Genomic DNA, 15,813 nt, shown 5'->3' on the forward strand with positions numbered 1-15,813 from the left:
TGTTTGGGATGCTGACGCGGGAGGAATTCAAAGTGTTGTCCCAGCTGCTGTCTCGACTTGCTTCGAATGCCGACAGCGCATTGAAGCTCGCCGAGCATCTCAAGGCGACGCTCAAGTCTCAGCCGGATCAGCGGGCTTCCCCAACCAATTTGCCGGAATCCCGCAAAAGGCGACGTGCGTCGCTTCGCAATACTCGGGAACGCAAGGGACGCAGAAGCTGAGGAGCGCGCCAGATGCATTAGCCCACGCTCGATTGCCAAGACACTCAATCAAGAGAGGGTCGCCGGCCCAAAGGGAAACCGTGGAATGACACGAGCATCCGCGGCCACGTTAAGCGCTGGACCGGCATCATCAACAACGAACTCGACATTGGTCGCTTGGTCTGGAACCGCTGTGAAAGATCCAAACTCCCGCAGCGGCAGCTACGGGAGTGAGTTGGAAGCGCCACATACCAACGATCGTCCGCTCCCACCGAACGCGCTCGCTCACGCCGGCGACGGACTGAACCGCGCGACGAGCTGGTAGCTACTGCCGGAGTAGGACAGCGTCACATGCGTGATGATGTGCCCGCCGTAGCGGGTGCGGCGTTCGACCACGAGGCAGGCGTCGCCCTTGGCGATGTCGAGGTGCCGCGCCACCTCCTCGGAGGCATTCACGGCGCGGATGTGATGCTCGGCCTCGCTCCACGGCACCTTCTTCAACAGCCAGTTGCCCGGCGAGGTCTCGGTGAAATCAACCCCGGCCGCGGACGGCACTGCCTCGAGATTGATCAGGCGATCCTCGATCACCACGGGCTTGTCGTCGGCGAAATGAATGCTGGTCAGCGCCAGGATCCGCGCGCCGGCCTCGACATCGAGGCGGGCGGCGTCGCGCTTAGTCGCCTTGCGTTGGCCGCGGCCGACCAGAGCGATGCGATAGGCCTTGCCTTCGCGCTGGATCTCCACCTGGGTGTCATGGATCTGCAGCACGTTCCTCTCAGCGCTGGGCTGCGCCACGAAGCTGCCGGAGCGGCGGCGGCGAACGATCAGCCCGGAGGCGGCGAGCGCGCTCAGCGCCTTGTTCACCGTCATGCGCGAGCAGCGGTAGCGCTTGAGCAGCTCCTGCTCCGAGGGCACCCGCGTCCCTGGCGGCCAGTCGCCGGAAACGATCGCGGTCTCCAGCGCGTGCTGGATCTCCGCGTAGCGCGCCACGCCAGTCTGCCCCGGCCGTGGCGTGCGCAGATCAGGCATCGAGCAGCCTCCCGAGTAACTTCTCAAGCGTTACGCGATAGCGCGCCGCGATAGCATCGCGCTGCAGGTGGCGCCCACTGTCCACCACCTTGACGCCGCCGGTGAACACGCTGTCCACCGCCGAGCGGCCCGGCACGAAGATCCAGGAATCCAGCCAGTGCTCACGAGCGACTGTGGAGAAGCTGGTGTGTTCGGCATCCAGCACCACGATGTCGGCACGCTGGCCGGCAGCGAGCGCGCCGATCGGCCGGCCGAGCGCCTGCGCGCCGCCGGCAAGCGCTCCGGTGAACAGGCGGCGACCGGTGGATTCGCCGGCCTCGGTGGTCATGAGGTTGCGGCCGCGGCGGCCGAGCCGCTGGCTGTATTCGAGCAGCCGGAGTTCACCAGCCGCGTCGATCTCGATGTTGGAATCCGAGCCGACACCGAGCCGGCCGCCGGCGGCGAGGTAGTCAGGGCCGTTGAAGATGCCGTCGCCGAGCGACGCCTCGGTGATCGGGCACAGCCCGGCCACCGCCCCCCGACGCCGCCATCCGTCGTGTCTCGTCCCCCGTCATGTGGGTGGCATGGATCAGGCACCAGCGCGCGTCAACCGGCATGTGGTCGTAGAGCCAGGCCACCGGCCGCGCGCCGGACCAGGCGAGGCAATCCTCGACCTCCTTCACCTGCTCGGCGATGTGGATATGGATCGGCCCCCGCGGCGTCGCCTTCACCACCTCGGCGAGGGTTTCGGGTGTCACCGCGCGCAGCGAATGCGGCGCGATGCCGATCACGGTCGAAGGCAGCCGCGCCGCAGCCGCACGTGTCGCCTCCACCAATTTCAGGAAGCGATCGGGATCGTTGAGGAAACGGCGCTGGCCCGGCACCGCGGGCGCGGCGCCGAAACCACCATAAGCATAGAACGCCGGCAGCAGGGTGAGGCCGATACCGGTGCCGCTGGCGGCAGCGACGATGCGCGACGCCATTTCCGCAAGATCGGCGTAGGGCGTGCCGTCGGCTCCATGATGGATGTAGTGGAACTCGCCAACCGAGGTGAAGCCACGCTCTAGCATCTCTGCATAGGCATAAGCGGCGATCGCCTCGACATCATCCGGCGTGAGGCGGCCGAGGAAGCGGTACATCACGTCGCGCCAGGTCCAGAAGCTGTCGTCGCTGGGGCCTCGCCGCTCGGCAAGGCCGGCCATGCCGCGCTGGAAGGTATGGCAATGCAGGTTGGGAAGTCCGGGAATCGCGATGCCCTTGACCCGTTCGCCGCCCGTACCGGCAGCATCAGGCGCGACATCCGATATCACCCCGTCCTGAACCGTGACACGCACGTCGCGCGCCCAACCACACGGCAGAAAGGCGTGATCGAACACCAGAGTGCGGGCCGCCCCGAAATCCTTAGCGCTCGCCGCGGCGGGGGTCTGAGATCGTGTCATCCGGTCGGCCTCCATGCTTACTGACATCTTATGTATAGACAATTCGGCCGTGGTTCGGCAATTATGTATAGACAATTAAGCGCCCCATGGCGGAGCCGTGCGGCGAAACATCCTGCGAGGGAGACATGCGGTACGACAAGATTTGGCTGGATGCGCGCCTGGTCACCGTCAACCCGGCTGCGGCCGGGCTCGGCATCATCGAGCGCGGCGCGATCGCCGCCAAAGACGGCCGCATCGCCTATGTCGGCCGGCAGGCCGACCTACCCGGCGGCTGGAGCGCGACGGAGACCGTAAAGCTCGACGGCCGCTGGGTCACCCCGGGCCTTGTCGACTGCCACACCCACCTCGTCTATGGCGGCAACCGCGCCCATGAGTTCGAGCTGCGCCTGGCCGGCGCAAGCTATGAGGAGATCGCCCGCGCCGGCGGCGGCATCGTCTCCACCGTGAAGGCGACGCGGGCCGCGAGCGAGGACGACCTCGTCAAGACCGCCCTGCCGCGGCTCGACCACCTGTGCGGCGAAGGCGTCACCACCATTGAAGTCAAGTCGGGTTACGGCCTCGACCAGGACAGCGAAATCCGCCTGCTGCGCGCAGCGCGCCGGCTCGGCCGCGAGCGCAAGGTGGACGTGGTGACCACGTTCCTCGGCGCCCATGCGATGCCGCCGGAAACGACGGACAAGGATCAGTTCATCGCGCAGGTCTGCGCGATGCTGCCTGCGATCATCCGCGAGAAGCTCGCGGACGCGGTCGACGCCTTCTGCGAGGGCATCGCGTTCTCGCCGGAGCAGACCGCGCGGGTGTTCGATGCCGCCAAGGCCGCCGGCCTGCCGGTCAAGTTGCATGCCGACCAGCTCTCCAACCTGCATGGCGCGCGGCTCGCCGCTGAGCATGGCGCGCTGTCGGCCGACCACCTGGAATACACCGACGAGGAAGGCGCGGCGGCGATGGGAGAGGCCGGCACCGTGGCCGTGCTGCTGCCCGGCGCGTTCTACGTGCTGCGCGAAAAGCAGCTGCCGCCGGTTGACGCATTCCGCAAGCATGGCGTGAAGATCGCGATCGCCACCGACAGCAATCCCGGCACCTCGCCGATCACCTCGCTGCTGCTGACCATGAACATGGGTGCGACGCTATTCCGCCTCACCGTGGACGAACTGGTCGCGGGCGTCACCCGCGAGGCCGCCCGCGCGCTCGGCCGGCTATCGGACATCGGCACGCTGGAGGCCGGCAAATGGTGCGACCTTGCGGTCTGGGACATCGAGCGCCCGGCCGAGCTGGTCTACCGCATCGGATTCAACCCGCTGCATCAGCGAATCTGGAGGGGAGCATGACATCCTGGCTGACAGTGCGACGCGGCGACGCGCCGCTGATCGTTTCATTTCCGCACACCGGCACCGAGATTCCGGCCGAGTACGACAGCCGATTGGTGTCGCCCTGGCTCGCGCGCAAAGACGCCGACTGGTGGATCGACAAGCTCTATGACTTCGCCGCCGGCCTCGGCGCCACCACGATCCACACCGCGATCTCTCGCACCGTGATCGACGTGAACCGCAACCCCACCGGCGTCTCGCTCTATCCCGGCCAGGCGACCACCGAACTCTGTCCCACCACCACCTTCGACGGTGAGCCTCTGTACAAGGCTGGCGCCGAACTCGATCCGGCAGAAGTGCCGGAGCGCCGCGCGCTTTATTTCGATCCGTATCACGCGGCCATCGAGCAGGAGATCGCGCGGCTGCGCCAGATCCATCCGACCGTCGTGATCTACGACTGCCACTCGATCCGCTCGGTGATCCCGCGCCTGTTCGAGGGCGAATTGCCCAACTTCAACATCGGCACCAATTCCGGCACGAGCTGCGATCCGGCGCTGACTGCCGCGGTCGAGGCCGATTGCGACGCCACCAAGTTCAACCGCGTCACCAACGGCCGCTTCACCGGTGGCTGGATCACCCGCCGCCACGGCGATCCGAAAAGCGGCGTGCACACCATCCAGATGGAGCTCGCCTGCCGCGGCTATATGCCGGAGACGCTCGGCCCTGTCGGCGAGGGCGAATGGCCCACCGCCTATGACCCGGCCTACGCGCGGCCGATGCGCGAGGCGCTCACCGCCATCCTGAATTCCTGCCTGCACTTCGCGCGGCAGGAGACCTGACTGATCGTTTCACCGAGGAGACCCCTATGACCCGCATCGACAACACCCGCATCATCCGTGCGGCGCACGGCACCGAGCGAACGGCCAAGAGCTGGCTGACCGAGGCGCCGCTGCGCATGCTGATGAACAACCTCGATCCCGACGTCGCCGAAAAGCCGGGCGAGTTGGTGGTGTATGGCGGCATCGGCCGCGCCGCCCGCACCTGGGAGAGCTTCGACCGCATCGTCGCCTCGCTGCGCGATCTCGAAGAGGACGAGACCCTGATCGTGCAGTCGGGCAAACCGGTGGCCGTGTTCCGCACCCACCGCGACGCGCCGCGCGTGCTGATCGCCAACTCCAACCTGGTGCCACACTGGGGCAACTGGGACCACTTCCATGAGCTCGATCGCAAGGGCCTGATGATGTACGGCCAGATGACGGCCGGCTCGTGGATCTACATCGGCTCGCAGGGCATCGTGCAGGGCACCTACGAGACCTTCGTCGAGGTCGGCCGCCAGCACTATGGCGGCAGCCTCGCCGGCAAGTGGATCCTGACCGCGGGCCTCGGCGGCATGGGTGGCGCGCAGCCGCTGGCCGCGACCATGGCGGGCGCCTCGTGCCTCGCCATCGAGTGCCAGCCGAGCCGCATCGAGATGCGCCTGCGCACTGGCTATCTCGACGTGCAGGCCAGGGACCTCAAGGACGCCCTCGCCATCATCGAAAAGGCCTGCAAGGAGAACAAGCCGGTCTCGGTCGGCCTGCTCGGCAACGCCGCGGAGATCTTCCCGGAGTTGGTACGCCTCGGCGTCAAGCCGGATGTTGTCACCGACCAGACCTCGGCGCACGACCCGGTCAACGGCTACCTGCCGAAGGGCTGGACGCTGGCCGAATGGGAAGCCAAGCGCGAGACCGATCCAAAGGCAGTGAACGCGGCATCGCGGCGCTCGATGGTCGAGCATGTGCAGGCGATGCTCGACTTCCACAAGATGGGCGTGCCGACCCTCGACTACGGCAACAACATCCGCCAGATGGCGAAGGAAGAGGGCCTCGCGAATGCCTTCGACTTCCCGGGCTTCGTGCCGGCCTATATCCGCCCGCTGTTCTGCCGCGGCATCGGCCCCTTCCGTTGGGCGGCGCTGTCGGGTGATCCGGAGGATATCTACAAGACCGATGCCAAGGTGAAGGAGCTGCTGCCCGACAACAAGCACCTGCACAACTGGCTCGACATGGCGCGCGAGCGCATCAAGTTCCAGGGTCTGCCGGCGCGCATCTGCTGGGTCGGCCTCGGCGACCGCCACCGCATCGGCATGGCGTTCAACGAGATGGTCGCCTGTGGCGAGCTGAAGGCGCCGATAGTGATCGGCCGCGACCATCTCGACTCCGGCTCGGTCGCAAGCCCGAACCGCGAGACCGAGGCGATGAAGGACGGCTCGGACGCGGTGTCCGACTGGCCGCTGCTCAACGCGCTAATCAACTGCGCCAGCGGCGCCACCTGGGTGTCGCTGCACCACGGCGGCGGTGTCGGCATCGGCTACTCGCAGCATGCCGGCATGGTGATCGTCGCCGACGGCACGCCGGAGGCCGGCAAGCGCCTCGAGCGCGTGCTGTGGAATGACCCCGCCTCGGGCGTGATGCGCCATGCCGACGCCGGCTACGACATCGCGATCGACTGCGCCAAAGAGCACGGCCTCAAGCTGCCGAGCGTCGGCTGATGCGGATCCTTCGCGCAGCCGCCTACCGGCGGATGCCCTGGAAGAACGGCGGTGGCGAGACCATCGAGATGGTGGTCTCGCCCGCCGGCGCATCGTTCGACACCTTCGACTGGCGCCTCAGCATGGCCCATGTCGGCGCGCCGGGACCGTTCTCGCTGTTTCCCGGCATCGATCGCACGCTGAGCGTGATCGAAGGCCATGGCCTCGTGCTGGCGTCACCCGGGTGCAAGCTGGTTACCCTCGACCGGCAAACGGCGCCGTTCGCGTTCTCCGGTGATATGGCCGTCGAAAGCACGCTGACGGACGGGGCGATCGACGACCTCAACGTCATGACCCGGCGCGGCCGTTGTCACCATCGGGTGCGGCGGCAACGCCTCACGGGGACAGCCAAACTCGCGTGGAGCGGCGAGGTCGGCATCGTCGTCGTTATCGGCGGCACGGCCGGGATCACGGTGGGCAGCCAGTCGGTGATGCTCGGCCCGACCGAAGCGATCGTGCTCGAAGCCGATGACGCTTCCGCCCTCACGGCCACGCCGCAAGGCACGGCGGAGCTGTTCGTGGTCGAGATAGCGTTCGGGTAACGCGCCTCAGTAAGAGTGAGCGGACAGCCGCTTCCGAAGCGAGCACTTGACGGATGTCCATGTCTTTGGAGCAATGGACCTCGGTGCCGTTGCTCAGCGAACCGACCACTTTCGGCCCGAAGGTCAGTGACACCCGCCCGCGCTCGATGATGACGTCACTCGCGACGATCATCCCAGCAACAGCGCGTCATCCGAAAGCTCTTCGCCCTGGTCGCGCTTGAACAGCTGCAGCAGGTCGGAGACCTGCATGGCGGACCGCTCCTCTCCTTGTGCGTCGAAGATGATGCGGCCACGGTGGAACATGACGGTGCGATCGCCATAGTGGAGCGCCTGCGCCATGGAGTGGGTGACCATCACCGAGGTGAGCTTGAGCTGGGTGACGATGTCCCGCGTCAGCTCCATCACGAACTCCGCGGTCTTCGGATCGAGCGCGGCGGTGTGCTCGTCGAGCAGCAGCACCTGCGTCTCGCCGGTCGTCGCCATCAGCAGGCTCACCGCCTGACGCTGGCCCCCGGACAAGAGACCGACCTTGTCGTTGAGGCGGTTCTCGAGGCCGAGCTTGAGCAGCTCGAGCCGTTCCGCCGCCTGCTCGCGGATCGCCTTATCGATGGCGAAGCGGAAGCCGCGTGGCTGGGTGCGGCCATGGGCAAGCGCGAAGTTCTCCAGGATCGTGAGATCCTCACAGGTGCCCATCTTGGGATCCTGGAACACGCGCGAGATCAGCCGCGAGCGCCGGTGGATCGGCCAGTCGGTGACGTTCTGGCCATCGACTACGACCTTGCCGCAGTCCGGCCGGACGAGACCGGCGATGACGTTGAGCGAGGTCGACTTGCCGGCGCCGTTGGAGCCGATGATGGTGAGGAATTGGCCTTGCGGCACGACCAGGCCGAGCTGGCGCAGTGCGGTGGATTCGAGCGGCGTTCCCTTGTTGAAGGTGACGCGGACGTCGCTGACTTCGATCATGACGACCTCCTCTTCAACAGCTTGCCCATGCTCGAGCGGGACGACTGGCCGACCAGGGTGACCACGACCAGCACCGCTGTGACGAGTTGCACGTCGGAGGCCTTGAGGCCGAGGAAATCTGCATTGAGCGAGAACGCCACCGCAAAGCGGTACAGCATGGCACCGAACAGACAGGCCAGCGTCGCCTGGGCGATCGTGCGCACCGGCAGGATCGACATGCCGACGATCACCGAAGCCAGCCCGATGATGACGACACCGATACCCATATAGGCGTCGGCAGCGCCAAAGCTCTGGGCGAACATCGCGCCGGCCAGCGCCGTAAGCGCGTTAGCCATGCCGAGGCCGAGCAGCTTCATGCGGCCGACATTGACGCCATTGGCGGCGGCCATGGCGGGGTTGGCGCCAGCGGCGCGCATGTTCATGCCGAGACCCGTGTGCAGGAATAGGTCGAGCAGCAGCTTGATCGCCAGGATAATCACGACGAGCAGCAGCGGGCTGAGGATGTAGGCGGGAATGCCCCAGCCCTGCGCCGCCGAGAAGATGGTGTGCGCGCCGAGCAGCGGCTTGTTCGGCCCGCTCATGATGCGCAGGTTGACCGAATAGAGCGAGATCGAGACCAGGATGCCGGAAAGAATATGCAGGATGTTGAACCGCACATTGAGGAAGGCGGTCACGAAGCCCGCCCCAAAACCAGCGACCGCCGCGGCGAATGTCGCCGGCCACGGGTTCCAGCCGAAATTGACGATCAGGATCGCCGCCACCGCAGCGCCGAGCGGAAAGCTGCCTTCGACGGTGAGATCCGGGAAATCAAGGATGCGGAAGGTGATGAATGCTCCGAGGGCCACCAGGCCGAATGTTAGTCCGACCTCGACAGTCCCGAGAAGTTCGTAAAGTGACATAGGAAGCGATCTTTCTGGCGGTATTCGTATAGCGATGAACGGCGCGCCCGATCAGTTTACGGTCCGGGTCGCCCGCTTCAGCACCGAGTCGGGCAGCGTGACGCCCATCGCTGCAGCGGCGCCTTTGTTCACCACGACTACGAAATTCGGCGTCGCCTGATAGGCGATCACGGCGTCGACGTCGCCGACCTTGGCGCCTTCCAGGATCATGGCGGCCATATGGCCGGCCATGCGACCGACCTGGATATAGTCGAGGCCGACGGAGGCAATCGCGCCGCGATCAACGCCGCGGGTCTCGCCGGTGAATACCGGAGTCTTGGTTTCCTGGCCGACTTTCACCACGGTCTCCAACGCTGCCACCACGGTGGTGTCATTAGGCACATAGATCGCATCGACGCTGCCCACGAGTTTCTTGGTGGCAGGAATTACTTCGTTTGTGGTCGGTGCGGCAGCTTCCACGATGGTGATGCCCAGTTTGGCTCCTTCATCGCGCAGATGCTCTAGCGTGGAGTTGGAGCTATCGAGACCCGGATTGTAGATGTAGCCGAGCTTCTTCAGATTCGGCGCGATCTCGTGGAACAGGTTGAGCTGAGCGGCCAGAGGTGGCGCGTCGGACACGCCGGTTATGTTGCCGCCCGGTGCCTTGTACTTCGAAATCAACTTGGCCTTGATCGGATCGATGACGGTGGCGAAGACGATCGGCACCGAGTTGGTGACGCTGGCCATCGCCTGCGCGGTCGGCGTCGTGATGGCAACGATCAGGTCGGCACCGTCGCCGACGAATTTTTTGGCGATCTGCTGCTGGGTCGAGGCATTGCCGTTGGCGGTCTGGTACTCGACCTTGATATTGAGGCCATCTTCAAAACCGCTCTCGGCAAGCCCCTTCAGCACGCCTTCCTTGGTTTCCACCAACTGTGGCACCTCGACGATGGTGGAGATCTTCACCTTCTTCAGTTCGGCTGCTGCAGCCACCCCGCACATCAACGCCGTTGCAGCGCAGGCTAACAGAGCAACCCGGGCCTGCAGCAAAACTCCCTTCATCCTTCTCTCTCCCATCTCGGTTGATGCTCGAAACACGTTCCGTCAGTCCGGCAACAACTTCTCTCTTGCCAATATGTGGCAATCTGTTCCACAATATGAGCAATGAATGAGACGTCTGTCAACATCGGCTCCGAGGAAGCGCCGACCGCTGCCGCAAACACCGCAGGCGTCGGCCTTCTGAAGAAGACCTTTCAAATCCTGGACCTTTTTACCGACGAGCGGCCGAGTTGGACGCAGTCGGAGTTGGCGCGGGACACCCAGCTGGCTCGCTCGACCCTGAGCCGCTTGGTTCGTTTCCTGTGCGCGACCGGCTACCTGATGGAGCAGCGCGGCCGCTACACGCTGGGCTTCGCCGCTATCGATCTCGGCCGCCGCGCCCAGCTGCAATTCGATCTGGTCGACCCGTGCCAGAGCATCCTGGAAGAGCTATCTCAGGCCACCGCCGAGACGGTCATCCTCACCGGCTACGACGACATCCACGCCAGTGTGGTCTGCCTCGCGCAGATCCCGAGCCGCCAGGGCGGCCTCCGCGTGTTCGAGCAGATTGGCACCGCCTATCCGCTGCATTCGGGAGCGACCTCGAAGGCGGTGCTGGCGTTTCTGCCGCAACGACAGATCGACGCGGTGCTTGCCGGCGACCTTACCGGGGTCAATCCGAATTCGACCATGCCTGCGGACGCGCTGCGCGCGCAGCTCGAAGAGGTGCGCGCCGTCGGCTTCGTGGTGACCCACGAAGAAACCTATCCCGGCGTGGTCGGCATCGCCGTCCCGGTGCTGACACCGCGCCGCCAGCCTCTCGGCTCCGTCGCGATTGCGGCGCCGGCACAGCGGATGAACCAGGCCGAGATTGACGCTTACGCCAAACTGCTGGTCGACGCCGGCCGCCGCGTCGCGGCCCGGATCGCCGGCGCCACCAACGGTGATTGAGAGATGACTGCTGCTACCATGCGCGCCTGGCGCTCAGCTACTGCCGGCCTCGACCATCTCGAACAGATCGACGCTCCGATACCCGCTCCGGCCGCCGCGGAGGCGTTGGTGCGGGTAGAAACCGCGGCGCTGAATTTTTCCGACCTCTTGATGATCGATGACCGTTACCAGGTGCGACCGCCTCGCCCGTTCATTCCGGGCCAGGAGGTGGCGGGCACCGTGGTCTCCGCCGGCGAGCACTCCGGCCTCGCAGTCGGCCAGCGCGTCGCCAGCAAGGTGCTGTGGGGCGGCTTCGCTGACTACGTCGCGGTGCGCGGCGACATGGCGATCCGCATCCCGGACGGAATTTCGACTGCGGCGGCGAGCGCGCTGCCGGTGGTCTACACCACCTCCATGGTCGCGCTCACCGAGAGCACGAAGGTGAAGCCCGGCGAGACCGTCCTGGTGCTGGCGGCGGCCGGCGGCGTCGGCCTCGCCGCAGTGGAGATCGCGCGCCATCTCGGCGCACGGGTGATCGCCGCGGCTGGTGGCGAAGACAAGTGTGCGCTGGCGAAAGCCCATGGCGCCCATGAGGCGATCGACTATCGCAACGAAGGCTGGAGCGAACAGGTCAAGAAGCTCAGCGGCGGCCATGGCGCCGACGTGATCGTCGATCCGGTCGGTGGCGCTGCGGCCAAGGAGGCGATCCGGGTGATGGCCTGGGAAGGCCGCTTCCTGGTGATCGGCTTCACCTCGGGTGAAATTCCCCAGATTCCTGCCAATCGCCTGCTGCTGAAGCGTGCCGCGGCGATCGGCGTCTACTGGAATCACGACCGCGACACCGCGATGCTCGCTCGCGTCTCGGCGCGCCTTGCCGAGCACCTGCGGGCCGGCGCGATCCGCCCGCATATCGGCGCGACGTTCGCCTTCGACCAGTTGCCCGACGCGCTGCGCGCGCTCGGCGACCGCAAGACCACCGGCAAAGTCACCATTGACCTGACGCACGAGGCCGCGCGATGAACCAGTTGCTTCCCGCCCATCTGTTCGCCGGCCTGCGCGTGCTCGACCTGACGCGGGTGATGTCGGGCCCGTTCTGCACCGCGATGCTTGCCGACCTCGGCGCCGAGATCATCAAGGTGGAATTGCCAGGCTCCGGCGACGAGAGCCGCTATTTCGCGCCCCACGTCAATGGCGAGAGCACCTATTTCGCGCTGCTCAACCGCGGCAAGCGCAGCATCACCATCAATATGAAGTCGCCAGAAGGCATCGGCCTGATCCGTGACCTCGCGAAGAAGGCCGACGTGCTGGTGGAAAATTTCCGCCCCGGCGTGATGGAACGGCTCGGACTCGGCTACGAAGTGCTGAAGGCCGACAATCCGCGGCTGATCTATGCCTCGATCTCCGGCTTCGGCCAGCAGGGCCCGCTCGCCGACCTGCCGGCATTCGACCTTGTGATCCAGGCGATGAGCGGACTGATGAGCGTCACCGGTGAAGCCGGCGGCCGCGCCACCGCGGTCGGCGAGAGCGTTGCTGACGTCACCACTGGCATGTTCGCCGCCTGGGGCATTGCCGCGGCGCTGTACGACCGCGAGCGCACCGGCACCGGCCGGCGACTCGAAGTCGCCATGCTCGATTCGGTATTCTCCATGCTGCTGACCAACCTTTCGCGGCGGCTGTTCACCGATAAGCCAACGCGCCGTGTCGGCAACCGTCATCCGGAGACCTACCCGGTCGACAGTTTTGCGACCAAGACCGGCGACATCGTGCTGGTCGGCTTCTCCGAGGCCATCGTCAAGCGCATCTTCGAGGCGATCGGCCATCCGGAGCTATCCGCCGATCCGCGCTTCAAGACTAACCACGACCGCAACACCCATGAGGCCGAACTGCGCGCCATCCTTGCCGACTGGGCGGACGGGCTGACGCAGGACGACGCGCTGGCGCGGCTGCGCGCCGCGGACGTGCCCGCCGCGCCGGTGTGGTCGCTCGACGACGTGCTCGCAAGTGAGCATGCGACTGCGCGCCAATTGCTGGTGCCCGGCCACAACGCCAAGCTCGGCGACATCAAATTCGCCCCGCAGCCGGTCCGGTTCGCGGGAACGCCAGCGTCCGCACCGATGCGCGCACCGACGCTCGGCGAGGATACCGAAGCCGTCCTGCGCGACGAACTCGGCCTCGACGAGGCCAGGATTGCCGCCCTGCGTGCGGCAAAGACCGTCTGAAGGAAAGACCATGCGCAAGAACGACCGCATCATCCGCGCTCCGCGCGGAGCAGAGCTCACGACGAAGAGCTGGCACACCGAAGCGCCGCTGCGCCTCCTGATGAACAACCTCGACCCCGACGTCGCCGAGCGGCCCGAGGAGCTCGTGGTCTATGGCGGCATCGGCCGCGCGGCGCGCAGTTGGGAAGCGTTCGACCAGATTGTCGCCGTGCTCAAGCGCCTCGACGACAACCAGACCCTGCTGGTGCAGTCGGGCAAACCGGTCGGCGTGTTCCAGACCCATCCCGGCGCGCCGCGGGTGATCATCGCCAACGGCAACCTGGTGCCGAAGTGGTCGACCTGGGAGCACTTCAACGAACTCGATCGCAAGGGTCTGATGATGTACGGCCAGATGACGGCCGGCTCATGGATCTACATTGGCTCGCAGGGCATCGTGCAGGGCACCTTCGAGACCTTCTCGGAAATCGGCCGCCGTCACTTCGGCGGTAGCCTTGCTGGCCGCTGGTTCCTGACCGCGGGCCTCGGCGGCATGGGCGGGGCGCAGCCGCTCGCCGCCACCATGGCCGGCGCCTCGATCATCGTAGTTGAATGCCAGCCGAGCCGCATCGAATTCCGCAAACGCACCGGCTATCTCGATCGCTCCGCCACCACCCTCGACGAGGCACTGGCGATGATCGACGAAGCGAAAACGACCGGGAAGCCAGTGTCGGTCGGCCTCATCGGCAACGCCGCCGAAGTTTTCCAGGAGGTCCTGCGGCGCGGCCTCGTGCCCGATGTCGTCACCGACCAGACCTCGGCGCATGACCCCGCGCACGGCTACATGCCGCTCGGCTGGACGCTGGAGCAGTGGGCCGAGCGCCAGGAGCGCGATCCGTCAGGTACCGCCGACGCTGCCAAGGAGGCGATGGCGCAGCAAGTGCGCTGCATCCTGGAGCTCAAGGCCAAGGGCGCGATCGCCATCGACTACGGCAACAACATCCGCGCAATGGCGAAGGAGAAGGGCGTCGCCAACGCCTTCGACTATCCGGGCTTCGTCGAAGCCTATGTGCGGCCGCTGTTCTGCGAAGGCAAAGGCCCGTTCCGCTGGGTGGCGCTGTCGGGAGATCCGGAGGACATCTACAAGACCGACGCCAAGGTGCGTGAACTGATGCCGAACGACACGTTCCTCAACCAATGGCTCGATAAGGCGCGCGCGCACATCAAATTCCAGGGCCTGCCGGCACGGATCTGCTGGCTCGGCCTCGGTGACCGTCACCGCGTCGGCCTCGCCTTCAACGAGATGGTTGCGCGCGGCGAGCTGAAAGCGCCGATCGTGATCGGCCGCGACCACATGGATTCCGGCTCGGTCGCCTCCCCGATGCGCGAGACCGAGGGCATGCTCGACGGCTCGGACGCGGTGTCCGACTGGCCGATCCTCAACGCGCTGTTGAATTCCGCCTGCGGCGCCACGTGGGTCTCGTTTCATCATGGCGGCGGCGTCGGCATGGGCTACTCGCAGCACTCTGGCATCGCGCTGATCGCCGACGGCACGCGGGAAGCGAGCGAGAAGATCGGGCGCATTCTCTGGAACGACCCCGCCACCGGCGTGATGCGCCATGCCGACGCGGGCTACCAAATCGCGATTGACTGCGCGATCCGCAATGGCCTCGACATGCCGAGCCTGCGCGCCAAGGCCTCTTGAGGTCTTCGTTTCATCTTGTCGTCATGGCCGGAGCCCACCTCAGCCGTCCACGTTGCCTAGATTCCGTGCTGTGGACGCCCGGCGCGAAGCCGGGCGTGACGATCATTGGCGGCGACATGTCGCGCCGGGTTTCCATCTGACGCGACGCCCGACCTGCCGCCCTCCTCGCACGCATAGCACTGCGCAGATAAAGAAACTCGCGCTGCCCCTTTCCTACGTCGGAGAAGACATAAGCTCGGCAATCACTTGATTTGTGTCTTGCGCCCTGCCCATGGAAGGCAAATGGCGACATTTCTACCCTGCTGAGAAAGCGACTTTTCAAAGCTGCGGCAACAATCATCCTTGCGTTGTATCAATCGAATATAGACTTTGAGTCCCATAACGTTTGTGTTTCGACCTTGGTTTCCAACGGCAGGCCGCTTTGGTTCACCGCGGGGCTTAAGATAGCCGTCCGAAGCCACCACGATCCGAGGTGGGGTGTTGGTGAAAATTCAAATGGTTATCATTACTTGGGCCACAAAATCAGCTGCGTGTTGCGGAAGTAGGCAATTGCGGTGTCATCACCCTCGCGACGCACTTCGGCATCCCATACTTGCGTGGTGCGGCCCCTATGGAGTGGCCGGGCCCTGCAAACCACCTTGCCTTCTCTCGCCGTACCGATCAGGTTGCTTTTTAGCTCCACGGTCGTGAATCCGCTGGCGCCCGATGGTAGGCCGCACACCGTGCCGTAGGCGCAGCAGGTATCGGCTAGCGACGTCACCGTTCCGGCGTGTAGGTAGCCGTTCCAAGCTCCGAGGGCCCGACGCACCTCAAGTGTGGCGATGACTTCGTCTGCCTCCACCTGCTGAAAAATATACCAAGAAGGCCGGGCAGATAGTCAGTGCCACGGGCGTTCCAATCGTCCAGCGTTTTCGGAATGTTGATGTCCATGTTCGCCGTCAGAGCCCTTGAGACAAATTGAGGGACTTCACGAAGGGAGGATTTCTGGTTCATCGTAGCCGCAAGGAGCGAAGATGAAGCAGAAATCCGGACCGGGCAA

The 15,813-nt window shown here is 65.4% G+C and carries 13 protein-coding genes and 3 pseudogenes; 9 read left to right on the forward strand and 7 right to left on the reverse strand.

Translation table 11 applies throughout. From position 1 onward, the window contains the following. Window positions 1-221 (forward strand): annotated as a pseudogene (locus AC630_RS46425) (hypothetical protein); the annotation flags it as partial. A gap of 264 nt (window positions 222-485) precedes the next feature. On the opposite strand, the gene hutC reads toward AC630_RS46425, so the two are convergent. Together hutC and AC630_RS36500 are read right to left on the reverse strand one after the other, a co-directional pair. Next, window positions 486-1,229, reverse strand: coding sequence for a histidine utilization transcriptional repressor HutC (hutC, locus tag AC630_RS36495; protein WP_083636518.1), 744 nt, complete (start codon window positions 1,227-1,229; stop codon window positions 486-488). Next, window positions 1,222-2,647 (reverse strand): annotated as a pseudogene (locus AC630_RS36500) (formimidoylglutamate deiminase). The gene hutC and the pseudogene AC630_RS36500 overlap by 8 nt, the downstream one beginning before the upstream one ends. Before the next feature lie 125 nt (window positions 2,648-2,772). Here AC630_RS36500 and hutI point away from each other — a divergent pair. From hutI to AC630_RS36520, 4 genes are read left to right on the forward strand one after another with little or no spacing between them, the layout of a single operon-like run. Next, on the forward strand, window positions 2,773-3,975 hold the full coding sequence (gene hutI / locus AC630_RS36505; RefSeq protein ID WP_083636522.1) for an imidazolonepropionase: 1,203 nt from the start codon (window positions 2,773-2,775) through the stop codon (window positions 3,973-3,975). Beyond that, the gene (gene hutG / locus AC630_RS36510; protein ID WP_074123236.1) at window positions 3,972-4,793 is read left to right on the forward strand and encodes an N-formylglutamate deformylase; all 822 of its coding nucleotides are present in this window, start codon (window positions 3,972-3,974) and stop codon (window positions 4,791-4,793) included. The genes hutI and hutG overlap by 4 nt, the downstream gene beginning before the upstream one ends. Before the next feature lie 26 nt (window positions 4,794-4,819). Continuing rightward, window positions 4,820-6,484 (forward strand): urocanate hydratase, encoded by a 1,665-nt coding sequence (hutU, locus tag AC630_RS36515; RefSeq protein WP_074123237.1) that lies wholly within the window; start codon window positions 4,820-4,822, stop codon window positions 6,482-6,484. After that, entirely contained in the window at window positions 6,484-7,065 is a 582-nt protein-coding gene (locus AC630_RS36520; protein ID WP_074123238.1) for a HutD/Ves family protein, read from the forward strand. Before hutU (AC630_RS36515) ends, AC630_RS36520 begins: the two co-directional genes overlap by 1 nt. Window positions 7,066-7,233: 168 nt before the next feature. Here AC630_RS36520 and AC630_RS36525 read toward each other — a convergent pair whose 3' ends face one another. Genes AC630_RS36525 through AC630_RS36535 form a run of 3 tightly spaced genes read right to left on the reverse strand, consistent with a single transcriptional unit; the run spans window position 7,234 to window position 9,968 of the window. Beyond that, window positions 7,234-8,028 carry an ABC transporter ATP-binding protein gene (locus AC630_RS36525; protein WP_074123239.1) on the reverse strand — a complete coding sequence of 265 codons (795 nt, stop codon included), beginning with the start codon at window positions 8,026-8,028 and terminating at the stop codon, window positions 7,234-7,236. Next, window positions 8,025-8,927 (reverse strand): ABC transporter permease, encoded by a 903-nt coding sequence (locus AC630_RS36530; protein ID WP_074123240.1) that lies wholly within the window; start codon window positions 8,925-8,927, stop codon window positions 8,025-8,027. The genes AC630_RS36525 and AC630_RS36530 overlap by 4 nt, the downstream gene beginning before the upstream one ends. A gap of 51 nt (window positions 8,928-8,978) precedes the next feature. Further along, complete coding sequence (locus tag AC630_RS36535; RefSeq protein ID WP_074123241.1) at window positions 8,979-9,968, reverse strand: ABC transporter substrate-binding protein; 990 nt, start codon at window positions 9,966-9,968, stop codon at window positions 8,979-8,981. Window positions 9,969-10,070: 102 nt separating this feature from the next. Here AC630_RS36535 and AC630_RS36540 point away from each other — a divergent pair, with 102 nt between their 5' ends. The 4 genes from AC630_RS36540 to hutU (AC630_RS36555) are packed head-to-tail and all read left to right on the forward strand — an operon-like array spanning window position 10,071 to window position 14,774. Further along, window positions 10,071-10,895 carry an IclR family transcriptional regulator gene (locus tag AC630_RS36540; RefSeq protein WP_074123242.1) on the forward strand — a complete coding sequence of 275 codons (825 nt, stop codon included), beginning with the start codon at window positions 10,071-10,073 and terminating at the stop codon, window positions 10,893-10,895. 3 nt (window positions 10,896-10,898) lie between these two features. Further along, on the forward strand, window positions 10,899-11,894 hold the full coding sequence (locus AC630_RS36545; protein ID WP_083636521.1) for an NADPH:quinone oxidoreductase family protein: 996 nt from the start codon (window positions 10,899-10,901) through the stop codon (window positions 11,892-11,894). Continuing rightward, the gene (locus AC630_RS36550) at window positions 11,891-13,093 is read left to right on the forward strand and encodes a CaiB/BaiF CoA transferase family protein (protein ID WP_074123244.1); all 1,203 of its coding nucleotides are present in this window, start codon (window positions 11,891-11,893) and stop codon (window positions 13,091-13,093) included. Before AC630_RS36545 ends, AC630_RS36550 begins: the two co-directional genes overlap by 4 nt. 10 nt (window positions 13,094-13,103) lie before the next feature. Further along, window positions 13,104-14,774, forward strand: coding sequence for a urocanate hydratase (gene hutU / locus AC630_RS36555; protein WP_074123246.1), 1,671 nt, complete (start codon window positions 13,104-13,106; stop codon window positions 14,772-14,774). Window positions 14,775-15,279: 505 nt separating this feature from the next. Here the strand turns inward: hutU (AC630_RS36555) and AC630_RS48535 are convergent. Beyond that, the gene (locus tag AC630_RS48535; protein ID WP_208867096.1) at window positions 15,280-15,615 is read right to left on the reverse strand and encodes a PaaI family thioesterase; all 336 of its coding nucleotides are present in this window, start codon (window positions 15,613-15,615) and stop codon (window positions 15,280-15,282) included. Then, window positions 15,531-15,813, reverse strand: a pseudogene (locus AC630_RS46430) (hypothetical protein); the annotation flags it as partial. The pseudogene AC630_RS46430 and the gene AC630_RS48535, both read right to left, overlap by 85 nt.

The organism is Bradyrhizobium sp. AS23.2, from assembly GCF_001908185.1.
Lineage (GTDB): Bacteria > Pseudomonadota > Alphaproteobacteria > Rhizobiales > Xanthobacteraceae > Bradyrhizobium.

Coding starts and splice junctions, on each gene's coding strand:
- hutI (WP_083636522.1), top strand. CDS start 2,773: ATGCGGTACGACAAGATTTGGCTGGATGCGCGCCTGGTCACCGTCAAC.
- AC630_RS36525 (WP_074123239.1), bottom strand. CDS start 8,028: ATGATCGAAGTCAGCGACGTCCGCGTCACCTTCAACAAGGGAACGCCG.
- hutG (WP_074123236.1), top strand. CDS start 3,972: ATGACATCCTGGCTGACAGTGCGACGCGGCGACGCGCCGCTGATCGTT.
- AC630_RS36520 (WP_074123238.1), top strand. CDS start 6,484: ATGCGGATCCTTCGCGCAGCCGCCTACCGGCGGATGCCCTGGAAGAAC.
- AC630_RS36535 (WP_074123241.1), bottom strand. CDS start 9,968: ATGAAGGGAGTTTTGCTGCAGGCCCGGGTTGCTCTGTTAGCCTGCGCT.
- hutC (WP_083636518.1), bottom strand. CDS start 1,229: ATGCCTGATCTGCGCACGCCACGGCCGGGGCAGACTGGCGTGGCGCGC.
- AC630_RS36550 (WP_074123244.1), top strand. CDS start 11,891: ATGAACCAGTTGCTTCCCGCCCATCTGTTCGCCGGCCTGCGCGTGCTC.
- hutU (WP_074123246.1), top strand. CDS start 13,104: ATGCGCAAGAACGACCGCATCATCCGCGCTCCGCGCGGAGCAGAGCTC.
- AC630_RS36530 (WP_074123240.1), bottom strand. CDS start 8,927: ATGTCACTTTACGAACTTCTCGGGACTGTCGAGGTCGGACTAACATTC.
- AC630_RS36545 (WP_083636521.1), top strand. CDS start 10,899: ATGACTGCTGCTACCATGCGCGCCTGGCGCTCAGCTACTGCCGGCCTC.
- hutU (WP_074123237.1), top strand. CDS start 4,820: ATGACCCGCATCGACAACACCCGCATCATCCGTGCGGCGCACGGCACC.
- AC630_RS36540 (WP_074123242.1), top strand. CDS start 10,071: ATGAATGAGACGTCTGTCAACATCGGCTCCGAGGAAGCGCCGACCGCT.